Annotated in this window: 8 protein-coding genes; 2 read left to right on the forward strand and 6 right to left on the reverse strand. The window is 73.4% G+C overall.

Annotated features, from left to right (window positions below; translation table 11 throughout):
- The first annotated feature begins 6 nt into the window (after positions 1 to 6).
- Both WMF33_RS15315 and WMF33_RS15320 read left to right on the forward strand, forming a co-directional pair.
- Positions 7 to 633: a TetR-like C-terminal domain-containing protein gene (locus WMF33_RS15315; protein ID WP_437337816.1), complete on the forward strand. Its 627-nt coding sequence runs from the start codon at positions 7 to 9 to the stop codon at positions 631 to 633.
- Between the two features lie 279 nt (positions 634 to 912).
- Positions 913 to 5,184: a hypothetical protein gene (locus WMF33_RS15320; protein ID WP_437337817.1), complete on the forward strand. Its 4,272-nt coding sequence runs from the start codon at positions 913 to 915 to the stop codon at positions 5,182 to 5,184.
- 41 nt (positions 5,185 to 5,225) lie between these two features.
- Here the strand turns inward: WMF33_RS15320 and WMF33_RS15325 are convergent, their stop codons facing one another.
- The 6 genes from WMF33_RS15325 to WMF33_RS15350 form a co-directional block, all read right to left on the reverse strand.
- Positions 5,226 to 6,572 (reverse strand): hypothetical protein, encoded by a 1,347-nt coding sequence (locus WMF33_RS15325; RefSeq protein WP_437337818.1) that lies wholly within the window; start codon positions 6,570 to 6,572, stop codon positions 5,226 to 5,228.
- Positions 6,573 to 6,815: 243 nt separating this feature from the next.
- Positions 6,816 to 7,907, reverse strand: coding sequence for a hypothetical protein (locus WMF33_RS15330; protein ID WP_437337819.1), 1,092 nt, complete (start codon positions 7,905 to 7,907; stop codon positions 6,816 to 6,818).
- A gap of 471 nt (positions 7,908 to 8,378) precedes the next feature.
- Positions 8,379 to 9,929, reverse strand: coding sequence for a thrombospondin type 3 repeat-containing protein (locus WMF33_RS15335; RefSeq protein ID WP_437337820.1), 1,551 nt, complete (start codon positions 9,927 to 9,929; stop codon positions 8,379 to 8,381).
- A gap of 31 nt (positions 9,930 to 9,960) precedes the next feature.
- Positions 9,961 to 11,412: a hypothetical protein gene (locus WMF33_RS15340; RefSeq protein WP_437337821.1), complete on the reverse strand. Its 1,452-nt coding sequence runs from the start codon at positions 11,410 to 11,412 to the stop codon at positions 9,961 to 9,963.
- The gene (locus WMF33_RS15345; RefSeq protein WP_437337822.1) at positions 11,412 to 12,449 is read right to left on the reverse strand and encodes a hypothetical protein; all 1,038 of its coding nucleotides are present in this window, start codon (positions 12,447 to 12,449) and stop codon (positions 11,412 to 11,414) included. Before WMF33_RS15345 ends, WMF33_RS15340 begins: the two co-directional genes overlap by 1 nt.
- Before the next feature lie 122 nt (positions 12,450 to 12,571).
- Complete coding sequence (locus WMF33_RS15350) at positions 12,572 to 14,224, reverse strand: FAD-dependent oxidoreductase (RefSeq protein ID WP_437337823.1); 1,653 nt, start codon at positions 14,222 to 14,224, stop codon at positions 12,572 to 12,574.
- Positions 14,225 to 14,352: the final 128 nt, after the last annotated feature.

The following is a 14,352-nucleotide window of genomic DNA, read 5'->3' on the forward strand; positions in this document are numbered from 1 at the left end:
GCGGGCATGGGTGTGACGGACGCCGATGAGCCGGTGGAGCGCGTGTTCCAGGCGCTCTGCGAGGGTCGGCTGGCGCGCGACGATCTCACCGCCCGCAAGATCGCCGCGTTCCTCGGCCAGACGACGATGGTGCTGTACCACCACTTCGGCTCGCTCGACGGGTTCCTCATCCGCGTCGACGGCGCCGGCTGGCGGCGACTCGCGGGGCTCCTCGAGGCGCGGGCGCGCGCCGGCGCCGACGCGCGGTCGCTCGCCGTCGCGTATGTCGAGTTCGCGCTGCGCCACCCGGACCTCTACTGGCTGATGGCCGAGCGCCGCTTCGACCGCGCCCGCCTGCGCGAGGAGGGGCGCCTGCGGCTCGCGCGCCCGCTGTGGAGCGGCTTCGTCGAGCTCCTGCGCCGCTACGGCAGCGCGCGGCCGGCGGAGGACACCCACGTGCTCTTCGCGGGCCTCCACGGCATCGCGATGCTCGCGCTGAGCGGGCGCGCCAACCTCGGTGACGCTCCCGCTCCGGACGAGGAGGTGGCGTTCGCCGCGGCGCGACGGCTCGCGGACCTCGTGCTCCCCGCCCGCCCCCCGGAGCCGCCCGCACCGCCGCCGATCGGCGACCGGGGCCCGCGGCGCAGCGCCTGATCCGGCCCACCCCCAGGCGCCCGCCCGCGGCCGAGGGCGCGCGCCATGCTCCGCGCGCGACGCCCGGCGCGCCCGGCTCGCCGCACGGGAAGAACAGGAAAGGGCGTCGAGGCAGGCCTTCGCGCCGGGCGCATCGGCCCCGCCGACGGGCGGCGTGCGTCGGCGTTGCCCGAGAACGACCGCAGCGCATCGGGCCGCTTCGCTGGACGGGCCGTGCCATGTGGGGGAAATCGGCACGTCCTGCGAGCTCGCGGCATCGATCTCCGTTCGGAGGTGCTTATGCGCGCGCGACGCAGGATCGCTTGGTGGCTCGGCGGGGGATTGCTCGCCGCCGGCGCGGGTTGCGGCAGCGACGAACCGGCGGCGCCCGGCGCGGCTCGGCTCGCGATCGCCGCGGGCGAGGACCGCGACGTGCACGCGCCCGACGCGCTCGGCCCCCAGAGCCAGGCGGCGATCGCCGCGAACGCGGACGCGAGCATCCTCGTCGTGACCTACACCGATCCGCGCGGCGCGCTCGCGAGCCCGATCCGCCTGTCCGGCGTCGCGCGCTCCACCGATCGGGGGAGGTCCTTCGACGAGGTGCTCGACCCGAGCGGCGAGCGCGGGCTGCCCTCGGCCCCAGGCGGACAGGTGCTCGGCGACCCCCGCGTCGTCCACGATCCGAGCCGCGACGTGTTCATCAGCGCCTCCACCTACGTTCGCCCCGCCGACGGCGTCCAGGGCCTCTGCATCCACGGCTCGAGCCCCGGCAGCGCGGCCGGGACCTCGTGGTCCGCGCCGGTGGAGGTCGCTCCCGCGTTCGTCGCGGGGGAGAGCGCCGAGCAGGCCTCCATCGACGTCGACGCGGCGACCGGGCGCCTGTCCGTCACCTGGGTCCAGCGCGGCGGCGCGTCGCCCAGGATCCTCTACAGCCACTCCGACGATCTCGGCCAGACCTGGTCGCCCGCGGCCGTGCTCGCGCAGGCGCCGGCCGGCGGTGACCTCGACGGGCCGAACGCGCGCGTCCTCCCCGGGGCCATCGCTCGAGAGTCCATCGTCTATGCCGTCTTCCGCTCCATCGAGCCGGGGACCTCGCTGCGCAACATCGGATGCCGCCGCTCGACCGACGGCGGCGCCACCTGGGAACCGCTCGTCCTCCTCGACGCGGCCGGCTACCCCCCGGAAGACCAGGTCCTCGGCGTGGACCACGCGAGGAGCTCCCCGTCGATCGACGTCGACCAGGCCACGGGCCGCGTCTACGTGGTCTATCCGCGGAGCGGCGACCGGGGGACGGGCGACATCGCCCTGCGCTCCTTCACAGAGGAGTGCGCCGCCGGCGACGCCGTCCTCCTCAACAGCGATCCTGGGCGCGACCGGGCCCAGCTCTTCCCCTTCGTCGCCGTCGACCGAACGACGGGCACCGCGCACGTCGTCTACTACGACCAGGATGTCGCCGGCACGGGCGATCTGACCGAGATCATGCACACCGCGTCGAGCGATCAAGGCGCCTCCTTCAGCCCCCCTGCGCCGATCTCGGACCACCCCTTTCACGCGGGCCACGGCAACGACATCTCCCGGCCGAACCTCGGCGATCGCATCGGCGGCGTGGCGCTCGCCGGCGAGCTCTACAGCGTCTTCGGCATGACGGCCGAAAAGCCGCGGTTCGATGAGGGACAGCCGACGTCGACCTCCATGATCGCGCCGAACGTCCACCTCGACGCCCTCGACGAGTTCGCGCGCGTCCCGCCGCTGCGCGCCGCGGGCACCCGGATCGCGGACACGGCGTGCGGCGCGCTCGCGAACGAGCGCGTCGATCCTGGGGAGCTCATCGAGGTCGGCGTCTACCTCGAGAACTACGTCGCGAACCCCGTCTCGGGCAGCACCACCGTCTCCGGGATCACGGCCACGCTCGAGACGGAGACGCCCGCCGTGACGGTCGCGCGGGCGAGCGCGACCTACCCCGACATCGAGCCGCTCCGCGTCGCCGCGAGCGACGCGCCGTTCCTCGTCGCCACGGCGCGGGACTTCACCCCTGGCGCGCCGATCGATCTGACGCTCACGGTGAGCTCCGCACAGGGCACGATCGAGCTGCCCATCCAGCTCGAAACGGGCGTGCCGGGCGACCCGGAGGTCCTCCTCGAGGAGGATTTCGACGACGCGAGCCCGCCCGCGCTCCCCTCGGGCTGGCAGTCGGTGCGCGAGGGCGGAGCGGCCTCCGCGTCGCCGTGGATCGTCGCGCAGACGCTGACGCCCGGCGACAACGCCGCATTTCACGATGAGGAGCCGGCGACGTCGCACGTCGCGCTGGTGTCTCCCGCGGTGACGATCCCGGAGCGCTCCGGAGAATCGCACGTCACGCTCGACTTCGATCTCACCTACGAGCTGGAGGACGATCCGCAACGGCTCGTCGAGGCGTTCGACGGGCTGACCTTGCGCGTGGAGGACCTCACGGCCGGCGCCGCGCCGCGCGCGGTCCTGGCCGAGGCGTTCGCCGAGCAGATCTTGACGGGCGCGAGCCACCATTTCCCCAAGCACCTTCCCGCCAGGGACGACCCGGGATACTTCGGCGATCAGTCGGTCTGGTCGGGGAGCTCCGGCGGGAGCAAGCGTGTGTCGATCCGCTTCCCTGGCGCGGGGTTGGTCGGGCGGACCGTCCAGCTCCGGTTCGACTACACGCAGGACGATACCCTCGTCTGCACGGATATCGGGCGCCCCGGGCCGTGCGGCGTCGCGATCGACAACGTCGTGCTCGCGGCGGTGCCGGTCGCGACCGGGGCCTGCGGGGCGGATCTGGCGCTCACGCTGACCGACGCGCCAGATCCCGTGTCGCCCGGCGCGCAGTTCGTCGCGACGATCGGCGTCTCCAACCAGGGGCCGGGCGACGCGAGCGACGTGGTCGTGACGTACGTCCTGCCGCCCGGGGCGAGCTTCGTCGGCGCCTCCGGGGCCGACTGGACGTGCAGGTTGGCCACCGAGGGGCTCGTGTGCCGGCGCGCGTCGCTCGCGGCGCTGGAGAGCTCGTCGATCGCGGTCACCCTGACCGCGCCCGCGCTCACGCCGCCCGCGGTCGCCCTCGAGATCGACAGCACGGCGAAGGTCACCGCGCGCGAGCACGACCCCGTGCCGGAGAACAACCAGGGCGTGGTGAAGACGAACGTCTCCGTGCCGACGCGCCTGATCGCCTACCTGACCGTGCTCAGCGAGCGCAAAGCCGGCGACGACGTCTCCTATGCGCTGCTCATCAACAACAAGGGCGGTCGCGTGCAGCCCGACAACGCGGGGTTCGAGTTCGTGGATGTGCTCCCGCCGGAGCTCCTGCTCGAGGGCGCGGTCGCGGAGGAGGGCGCGATCACGTCCGATCCCGCCACCAACACGATCGGCTGGGACGGCGTCATCGCGCCCGGGGAGTGGATGTTCATCACGATAGAAGCGACGCTCCGGCCTCGCACCGAGGGGCTCGTCGTGAGGAACCAGGGGAAGCTCTTCTTCGACGCCGACTCGGATGGGGTCAACGAGTCGAGCGTGCTGACCGACGAGCCCCTGTTCGCCGGCGCGGCCGATCCGACGGTCTTCACGGTGCGGCCCGCGATCTGCGGAGACGGCGTGCTCGGGCGGGGCGAGTCGTGCGACGACGGCAACCGGCTCGACGGGGACTGCTGCTCGGCGCGGTGCACCGCCGAGCCCACGACGCTGCTCTGCCGCGTTTCGAGCTCGCCCTGCGATCCCGGGGAGTACTGCGACGGCGCAGGGCGCTGCCCGGCGGACGTGACCCTGCCGGACGGGGACCTCTGCGACGATTTCGACGTCTGCAACGGCATCGAGCTGTGCTTCCAGGGGGCTTGCGTGAGCGACATCCCCCTCGACTGCGACGATGGGGATCCAACGACCACGGACGAGTGCCACCCTCGCTTCGGCTGCCGCAATCTACCGACCTCGGATCCGGGCGCCTCCGGCGGGGGCGCCGGTGGCGGCTCGGGCGGCGGCAATGTCGGCGGTGGGCGCGACGCGGCGGGCGGCGGCGCAGGCGAGGGCGGTGACGCAGGGGAGGGGGGCGACGCAGGAGCGAGCGGCGGCGGCGGCGCAGGCGAGGGCGGCGGCGCAGGGCAGGGGGGCGGCGCAGGAGCGAGCGGTGGCGCAGGCGATGGCGGCGGCGCAGGGCAGGGGGGCGGCGCAGGAGCGAGCGGTGGCGCAGGCGATGGCGGCGGCGCAGGGCAGGGGGGCGATGCGAGCGGCGTGGGCGCCGTCGGCGGCGCTGGCAGCGCAGGAGAGGGGGGTGGCGGCACGGCCGCAGCCGGGGGCGAGGGGGCTGCCGGGGAGGGCGGCGCCGCGGCGAGCGGAGCTGGCGGCGGCGCCGGCGGAGGCCGGGAGGCGGCAGGCGGGGCAGGGGGAGGGGATCACGCCGGCGGAGGAGCGCCCTCAGACGAATGCAGCTGCTGCTTCAACATCAACATCAACTGCGCGGTCACCGCCGTGGGCGGCGAGGCAGGGCGCGCGCCGGGCCCGTCCCGCGCGCTCGCGCTCTACGGTCTCCTCCTCGCGCTCGGCAGCGCGCGCCGCGCCCGCCGCCGCTGACGGCGGCGTCGGCGCGCGCCGGCCCGATCACGGATGTCCGATCATCGGTAGAGGAAGACGCCCTTCAGGTCCTCGGTCTGCGAGATGGGCGTACCGCCCTTCTTCGAGGTGGCCCTGAACTGGTAGATCATCCCAGGCATCAGCGCCGGACCGTCGTACTCGACAGAGACGTTCTCGCTCCCCGACACCCTGGGCACCTCGAGGTTCTCCCAGATCTTCGCCCCGAGCGCGTCGAACAGCATCACCTCGTAGAGATCTTCGCTGGAGTCGTCCTCGAAGACGAACGTCGGTGTCCCGCTCACCTCCTCGAGCGAGCGCGCGCCGGGCGAGGCGACGGCGAGCGCGCCCGTCACCTTGAACGACTCCTGCACCGGCAGATCATCGCCGGAGACCTTGATGCGCACGATCTCGGTCCCGCCGATCGACGTGTCGGGATCCCGCACGAGCGCGTCGTTCTCGAAGGCGGCGAGGATGACGTACTCGCCGTCGGGCACCCCGTCGATCGAGAACTCGCCGGTCACGCCGCCCTGCCGGAGCCCGCGCGGCGTCTCGCCGCGGGCGGTCATCTCGTCGAACGTATCGGCCACGACCAGGATGACCGAGGTCGCGCTCCCGCCGGGCGCGTTCACGATCTCGACCTTGCCGCTCACGACCGCCGTGGCCGCGCCGGTCTCGTGCAGATCCACGCCGGCCGTCTCCTTGCCCGCGCTGACGGTCGCGCTCGCCGTGTCGAGCGCGAGGCCGGCGCCGTAGCCTTTCACCGTGACCTCGCCCGCGGGCACGTTGAAGATCGTGTAGCTGCCGTCGAGATCGGCCGCGCCGGTGGCGCCGCCCGCGACGAGCAGCGTCCCGCCAGGCTGGTCGGCGCGGACGACCCCGGAGATGGAGCCGAGCCCGTCGCTGTCGGGCAGCGGCAACAGCGCGATCTCGGTGGCCGCCGACGCGATCCCGAGCGGCTTGCCCGACGCGGTCGAGAGGTCGATGGGCAACGCGACCCGCGGCGCCTTCGGGAAGGTCTCGTAAGCGAGCGCGTCGGCGCGCAGCGTGACGTCGGTCTCGACCGGCGCCCCGCTGGCGTCGCGCCGCGCGGGCACCGCGAGCTCGTAGCTGCCGTCGGCGCCGGTGACGGCGACCCGGGAGATCACGGCGTCGTTCGCGTCCCGGGCGAGCACGCGCGCGCCGGCGATGCCCTTGTCGTCGAGCGAGTCGTAGACGCGGCCCTTCAGGGTCACCGGATCGAAGCAGGCGGGCTCGGCGCCCTCCACCTCCTCGCACACCTGCGGCGCGGTGCACCCCGTCTGCTCGGCCACCGAGCAGCGCTTCGGCTGATCCTCGTCGTCGCCGCCACACCCCATCCCCAGCGAGGCGCAGAGCATCCCAACAGCCATCGAGCGCATCCTCATCGACTCGTCTCCTTTCAAACGATGTTTCGTCGCCGCAGACACAATGTCTCAGCTCGCGGGCGGTCAGCGCTGCGTCCCCCCCAAGCTCGTCTCCAGCTCGCACGGACGCAATACACCACCGAGGCGCTGTGGGCACAGAGGAGAGTTGTAACAAACCTCCGTGTCTTCAGCGCTCTTCAAGGCTCCCTCCCTGGCCTGGAATCCAGGGAGAGCTCGCGCTTATCGGTGCTACTTCACGATGGGCTGGCAGCAGCCCGTGATGCAGTAGTAATCGGCGGCACAAGGCTCCTGGCCGGCGAGCCCGCAGGGCTGGACTCCCGGCGCGCACTGGCCGCCCGGGTCGCCGCCGCCGCTCCCTGCGGCGCCGCCGCCGACCCCGTCGCCGCCGCTGCCGGCCGCGCCGCCGCCGGTCCCTCCGCCGCCGGCGCCGGTGCCGGTCTCGACGCAATCGGCGGGCAGCGTGTCCTTGCCGAGGCACAGCTCGCAGCGGCCGCAATCGTTGAGGCAGGCGTCCACGGGCGTGCACGGCTCGCAGCGGCTCGGGTCGGAGATGCCGTCGCGCGAGCACGAGCCTTGGCCGGTGCCGTCGGCGTCGGAGCCGAGCCAGACGTAGAGGCCGCTGCCCGCGGGCAGCTCGCAGCAGCCGAAGCAGTCGCAGCCGTTCGGCGTGAGCGGACCGCAGACATCGTGGCAGGCATCGGACTGCTCCATCTTGAGCTGGCTGCAGCTCCTGCCCTGGGCGCCCGGCGTCGATGCCGCAGGGTCGTACGCGCACATCGACCCGTTGATCGACTCGGGGTGATAGTCGGGCGCGACCTCGTTCGGATCGCACTGATGGTTCCAGTGGCAATCGTCGTTGCCGGACCCGGAGTCCTGGTCGAAGTAGCAATCGACGGTGCACGCCGGCCCTGCCTGCCCGGGGATCCCGCCGTAGTAGCTGTCCTCGGTGTTGTCGCACGCGCCGAGGCAGTCCGGGTCCTGCGCGTCGAGGAGCCCGTCCCCGTCGTTGTCGATGAGATCCCCGCACTGGTACATCTTGCCCTGGCACGTGACGGTGGTCGTCGGGGTCGGGATGACGCCGCCGCCCGCGCCGCCGGTGCCCGCCCCGGCCCCGCCGCCGCCGCCGCTGGCGCTGCCGCCGCCGCTGCCCCCGCCGCTGGCGCTGCCGCCGCCGCTCGCGGCGCCGCCGCCGCTGTCGCCCGTGCCCGCGCCGCCGGACGGGGCGGCGCCATCGACGACGCCATCGCTACAGCCAGCGCCGAACGTGAGCCCGAACAGGGTGGTCAGCAACGAAAGAGAGAGCGGCAGAGCTAGGCGCATGGTGTCTCCAAAGGTGGCTCCAGACGGCCCACCCGCAGCGCGGGCTGCGGAGCGAGCGTCCGGCGCGTTCAGTCGGAGCAGTTACACCGCCGCGCAGCCACGGCTCAGAAAAATGCTCGGATCGGGGAGGCGGCCGAGCCCGCCCGGAACCGGCGTGGGGTCATGACCCACCCCGTGCTTGCGGCAATTCCCAGGTAGCCACCGAGCGAGCGCTCGCGTCGTTCGTTCTTCCTGGTCGTGCGATGAGGAGGAATTGGGACCCACCGATGCACAGAGGACACAGAGTTTCTCTGTCCTCTCCGCTGCGCCTCTGTGCCTCGGTGGGTCCCTCTCTCATCCAACCGGGATAGGATCGAACGCTATGGTCTTGGTCTAATTCGACGCCGACCGCCCTCACGTCCGGCTGACCGTGCTGCCGCGCGCCGGCAGCCCTTCACGACCGCTGCGCCGCAGCGCCGCGCGCGGCGGCGATCACGCCGCGCGGCCGCGACGCCGGCGGGAGCCCAGGCCGAGCGCGCCCGCGAGGAACGCCGCGAGGCCGACGAGCGCGCCGCCGCCCTCGCCTCGCTGCATCGCGCAGACCAGGCCCGACGAGACCTCCGGCTCCGGGGTCTGCCCGCCGCCGCCCGTCCCGCCGCCGCCAGCGCCGCCGCTGCCGTCGCAGACGTCGCCGATCCCGTCGGCGTCGGCGTCCGCTTGATCCGCGTTGGCCGCCAGCGGGCAGTTGTCGTCGCCGTCCTGGACGCCGTCGTTGTCGTCGTCCTCGTCGTCGACATCGCAGGCATCACCCTGATCGTCGCCGTCGCTGTCGGCCTGGTCGGCGTTCGGGACCGCGTCGCAGTTGTCCGCCTCGTCGAGCACGCCGTCGCCGTCGTCGTCCCCGTCGCAGGCGTCGCCCTGCCCGTCGCCGTCGCTGTCGGTCTGCTCGGGATTCGGCTCCTCGTCGCAGTTGTCCGCCGCGTCGGTCAGGCCGTCGCCGTCGGTGTCCGCGCAGGCGTTGCCCGTGCCGTCATCGTCCGTGTCCGTCTGATCGGGGTTCGGGACCTCCGGGCAGTTGTCGGCCTCGTTCGGGATGCCGTCGCCGTCGGCGTCGGCGTCCGCGCCGAGGTCGCAGGCGTCGCCGCGGCCGTCGGCGTCGCCGTCGGCCTGGTCCTGGTTCGACACGAAGGGGCAGTTGTCGCGCTCGTCCGCGATGCCGTCGTTGTCGTCGTCGTCCTCGCAGGCGTCGCCGGTGCCGTCGCGGTCCGTATCTTCCTGGAAGATATTCGACGCGAGGGGGCAGTTGTCCTCCCCGTCGAGCACGCCGTCGTCGTCGCTGTCCGGATCGCAGGCGTCTCCGAGGCTGTCGCCGTCCGTGTTCGTTTGATCCGGGTTCCGCTCCGCAGGGCAGTTGTCCTCGGCGTTGACGAGCCCGTCGCCGTCGGCGTCGAAGTCGGGCTCGCAGAAGTCGCCCACGCCGTCGCCGTCGCTGTCCTCCTGGTTCGGATTCTGCGTCACGGGGCAGTTGTCGCAGACGTCGCCGAGCTTGTCGTCGTCCCGGTCCTCCTGGAGCGGGTTGACCACGCTGGGACAGTTGTCGACCTCGTTGGCTACACCGTCGCCGTCGTCGTCCGGCGCAGAGGTGTCGTCGTCACAGGGATCTCCGATGCCGTCTCCATCGGAGTCCGTCTGATCTGGGTTTTGCAGGCTCTCGCAGTTGTCGGCGTCGTTGGGGACGCCGTCGCCGTCGAAGTCGTCGTCGCAGGCGTCCCCGAGCGCATCGCCGTCGAGGTCCTCCTGGGTCGGATTGGGCACGGACGGGCAGTTGTCGCAGGCGTCGCCGAGCCCGTCTCCATCGGAGTCCTCCTGCGCCGGATTTGCCAGCATCGGGCAGTTGTCATTCGGATCGGCAACTCCATCACTATCTGTATCCTCGACCGCCCACCCCGCGACCGGCAGCATCACCCCGATCACGCCCGCCGCGAGCCCCATCGCCAACCGCCGCCCGCGCGACCGCACGCCCTTTTTCCCCGCACGCATCATCGCGCCTCCATCCTTCGCGGCAACCGCCGCTTCACGGCGACAGCTTGGTCACGAACACGTCCGTGCCCTCGCCGCCATCGAGCTGCTTCTCCCCGAACTCCACCGTCCCGGTGAACGCCCCCGTGACGAACACCTGCCGCTCCCGGTCGATCGCCACCCCCGTCGCCCGGTCCGCGCCCGCCCCGCCGAAGCGGTGGCTCCACCGGAAGCCGCCCTCCGGATCGAGCTTGGCCACGAACACGTCGTCGCCGCCCGCGCTCCTCACGGGCCCCGCCGCGAGCGACGCCTCGCCCCGGAAACCCCCCGCCACGAGCACGTCCCCCGTCCCATCGACGAGCAGCTGCCCCAGCGTCGCGCCCTGCTCGCCGATGACCCGGCTGTAGAGGTGCCCGCCCTTCGCATCGAGCTTCGCCACGAACACCGCCGGCCGCTCTCCGGCCACCCGTGGCCCCCCGCCGAGGTCGATCGCCCCGCTGAGCTCCCCGCCCACGATCACGTTGCCCGCGCCGTCGACCGCCACCGCCCTGGCCCGCTGCAGCCCCGCGTCGCCGAAGCGCTTGCTCCAGCGGTGCTTGCCGAGCGCGTCGAAGCTCGCCACGAACACGTCGAGATCCCCGGCGCTCTCCAGCGGATCGCCGCCCAGATCGAGCGTCCCGGCGAAGTCCCCGACCACGATCGCGTTGCCGCGCTCGTCCATCGCCACGGCGCGGGCCTGCTGATCGAAGCCGTCGCCGAACCGCGCGCTCCAGAGCGGCGTCCCGTCGGCGTCGAAGCTCGCCACGAACACGTCGCTGCCGCCGGCGCTCTGGAGCCGGTCCTTGCCGACGCTCAGCGCGCCCGAGAAGCGGCCGGCCACGACGAGGCGCCCCGCCGCGATCGCCGCCACGCCCGTCGCCGCCTGGAAGCCGACGCCCCCGAGCGGCTGCAGCCACAGCTCCCGCCCCTCGGCGTCGAGCCGCGCGACGTAGCCGTCCCGCCCGCCGGCGCTCGTCCGCGGCGCGCCGCCGAACTCCAGCTTGCCCGAGAACTCCCCCGCCACGAGGAGGCCCTCGTTCCCGTCGGTCGCGACCGCGTTCACGATCTGCGGGTCGAACGCCCCGAAGCGCTTCAGCCCGAGCCCCGCCCCGTCGCTCGCCGAGAGCCGCGCCCAAAAGACGTTCTCCACGCCGATCGGCGTCACGCGCTCGTCGTCGAGGGCCACGCCCTCCGCCGCCGTGAGCCGGCCGAGGAGCGCCGCGCTGCGGTCGTCCGCGACCGCCACGCTCGCCCCGGCCTGCTCCCCGTCGCCCCCGAGCGCGCGCGCCCACTGCACCTCGCCGCCCGCCGGCGGCGCGCCGCCGCCCCCCGCGCCCCCGGCGCCGCCCGAGCCCGTCGTCGCGGCCGAGAGGCTGAGCTCCGGCGCGCAGCCGAGCGCCGCGCCGCCGAGCGCCACGCAGCCGAGCGCCGCCGCGGCCGAAGCCGCCATGAACTGTCGCGCCATCATCAGAACGCCCCCTGCCACACCACGCCCTGCGCCGTGGGGGTCACGAGCGGCACGAGCGACGCGGCCGCCCGCTCGTCGCCCGTCCTGGGTCGCAGGAGGATGCCGCCGAGCGCCGCGCCGACGCCGGCGATGCCGATCGCGCCGAGCGTCACCGACAGCCCGAGGCTCCGGTTCCACCGCGCCCGGAGCGCCTCCATGCTCTCGAGGTCGTACGCGCGCCGATCGCACACGGACCCAGGGCAGTCCCGCTCGACCCGATCGCGCGCGGCCGCGTGGTCGACCGCGAACGCCACGCTCCCCGCGAGCGCCGCGAGCCCGACGCCGCCCGCCGCCCACGCCCACAGCGGCACGGGCGCGCGAGGCTCCGCGGGCGCGCTCTCGGGCGGCGGCTGGCCCGGGGCGCTGGCCTCGGCCGCGGGACCGCGCCCCGGGACGAGGGCGATGCGGACCTCCACCGGCGCGCGCTCCGCCTCCTTCAGCGCGACCTCGCGCCGCTCGGTCTGGAAGCCGGGCGCCGCCACCACCACCTCGTGGCGACCGGGGTTGAGCTTGCGGGGGTACGGGAGCGCCGCGCGGGGGATCGGCTGGCCGTCCACCCGCGCCTCGATCTGGTCCAGCGACGCGCCCTCGACGCGCAGCACGAGCGACGGGATGCGCGCGTCGAGCTGCTCGACCAGCGCCGCGGCCGCCGCCCGCGCCTGCGTGAACGCCGCGGGCTCGTCCTTCCCGAGGGGCAGGTGGACGACCTCGTACGCCGTCTCCCGGGCCTCGAGCAGGTGGCCCAGCGCCTCGTCCGCGCGCGCCAGATCGAGCCCCGTCGTGGGGGCGCGGACGAGCGCGTGGGCGGCCTGGAAATCCGCGCGGGCGGCCGCTACGTCCCCCGCGTCGCGCTTCTTGCGCCCCTCGATGAGGAGCGTCCGCGCGGTCTGTCGATCCGCCGCCGAGGGCTCGGCCCGCGCCGGGAGCGCCACGGCGACCGAGAGGACAACCACGGCGATGCCCGCGGCGCGCGGGGCACGAGGGCGCAGAAAATTCATCTCATCACCAAGCCGCCGGGAACCCTCCCGGACCACCCGGTGATGATCGCACGCGGCTCGCGCGGGGGTCAACTGCGCCCTCACGCGGCGCGTCGCGCGCAAGCGCGCATGGCGCTCGCCGATCAGGTGGCCGGGCGACTCTGGGGCAGATTCACGGCCGACACCGGGACGGCGACGACCTCGGGCGTACCCTTCGGCGTCACCGATTCTCCGGCGCCGGCGGGCGCCTCGCTCGGCGCGACCGGCGCGAGATCGGCCGTGGCCGGGCCGCGCAGGACGCGGCCCATGGCGTCGAACCGGGCGCCGTGACAGCGGCAGTCCCAGCTGCGCTCCGCCGGGTTCCACGACACGATGCCGCCGAGGTGGGTGCACATGGCCGACATCTCGTGGATCTGCCCCTGCGGGTCGCGGTAGACGGCGAGCTTCTTGAGGCCCCTGCGCACGACGGCGCCGCTGCCCGGCGCGATCTGCGCCACGTCGCCGACATCGCCCTTGCCGAGCCACGAGGCGTACTGGCAGGCGACATTGACGTTCTCCTTCACGTACTCCGAGACGGCGGCCGCGCTCAGGTTGACGCGCGTGGGATCGAAGAGCGACGCCATCCGGTTCTCCCGGCCCTGAACGAGATCCGAGATCACCAGCCCGGCGATGGTCCCGTGCGTCATGCCGTTGCCGCAGTCGCCCGTGGAGATCAGGATCCTCGAGTCCCGCTTGACGCGGCCGATGTACGCGAGCCCGTCGACCGTCTCCATCACCTCGCCGGACCAGCGGTGCAGCACCTCGCCGGCCTGCGCGAAGCGCTCCCTCGCCCACGCCTCGAGCCGCGCGTACCGCTGGTCTGCGTCGCTGGCCTGGCCCGTCTTGTGGTCCTCTCCGCCCACGATGAGCACCTGGTCCGGGCCATCCGCGCCGTCGACGTTCGCCACGCGGACGTAATGGAACGGATCGGCCGTGTCCCAGTAGAGGCCCGGCGCGACGGCGTCCCGGGGCACGCGCAGGCCGATGACGTAGGTCCGGTATCCGGCCTGTTTCATGTGCACGCTGATGCGCGGGATGAACGGCGAGCTCGTGGCGAGCACGGCCTCGCTCGCGACCACCTGGAGGCCCCGCGCGGTCTTGACGACGACCTTGTGCGGCGCCGCGCCCTCGTCCACGTCGACCACGTGCGCCAGCGTGTAGAGCTTGCCGCCGTCGCGCTCGATCGCCCGCGATAGCCCCGCGAGGTACCTGCGGATATGAAACTGCGCCTGATCGGGGAAACAGACCGCCGGCCCCGTGTCGAAATCGACGAGCGGCGCCCGGTCGACGTAATGGACCGAGCCCAGCCCGGCGCGGTGCGCGGCCTGGATCTCGTCGCGGAGCGTCATCGGGGGCGACCCCGGGGCCGCGAAGAGATAGCCGTGGACGCGCCGGAAGTCGCAGTCGATCTCCTCGTCCTTGACGATGCGCTCGATCGTGTCGATGGCCATCGTGTGGCTGCGCGCGGCGAGCCGCAGGTGGCTCACGTTGTGGAGCTTCGCGAGCGAGGCCCAGCGCCGATCGAGCGCGTGGGTGATGTGCGCGGTCGTGAAGCCCGACTCGCCCCCGCCGACCGCGCCGTTGTCGAGGACGATGACGCGCTTGCCCGCCTTGGCGAGGAGATAGGCCGTCGTCAGCCCGGCGATCCCGGCGCCCACCACGCACACGTCCGCCGTGTGATCGGTCGCGAGGGGGGCCATGGGAGGGAGGACGGCGTGGGTCCAGACGGTGTTCTTATCGTAGGCTCGCTCCGTCATAATCGCTCCGCGTGTGGACGCCGAGGGCTGCATCCCGGCGCTCGGTCTCGGTCATCCGTCGTCAATCGATCGTCTCGCCCGCCTCGCGCGAGGCGCGGTGTCGCTCTGCCCCCCGGGAGGCGCGGTGA

Origin of the sequence: Sorangium sp. So ce394 (genome assembly GCF_051474665.1) — a bacterium.
Lineage (GTDB): Bacteria > Myxococcota_A > Polyangia > Polyangiales > Polyangiaceae > Sorangium > Sorangium cellulosum_D.

Coding starts and splice junctions, on each gene's coding strand:
- WMF33_RS15315 (WP_437337816.1), top strand. CDS start 7: ATGGGTGTGACGGACGCCGATGAGCCGGTGGAGCGCGTGTTCCAGGCG.
- WMF33_RS15320 (WP_437337817.1), top strand. CDS start 913: ATGCGCGCGCGACGCAGGATCGCTTGGTGGCTCGGCGGGGGATTGCTC.
- WMF33_RS15325 (WP_437337818.1), bottom strand. CDS start 6,572: ATGGCTGTTGGGATGCTCTGCGCCTCGCTGGGGATGGGGTGTGGCGGC.
- WMF33_RS15330 (WP_437337819.1), bottom strand. CDS start 7,907: ATGCGCCTAGCTCTGCCGCTCTCTCTTTCGTTGCTGACCACCCTGTTC.
- WMF33_RS15335 (WP_437337820.1), bottom strand. CDS start 9,929: ATGATGCGTGCGGGGAAAAAGGGCGTGCGGTCGCGCGGGCGGCGGTTG.
- WMF33_RS15340 (WP_437337821.1), bottom strand. CDS start 11,412: ATGATGGCGCGACAGTTCATGGCGGCTTCGGCCGCGGCGGCGCTCGGC.
- WMF33_RS15345 (WP_437337822.1), bottom strand. CDS start 12,449: ATGAATTTTCTGCGCCCTCGTGCCCCGCGCGCCGCGGGCATCGCCGTG.
- WMF33_RS15350 (WP_437337823.1), bottom strand. CDS start 14,224: ATGACGGAGCGAGCCTACGATAAGAACACCGTCTGGACCCACGCCGTC.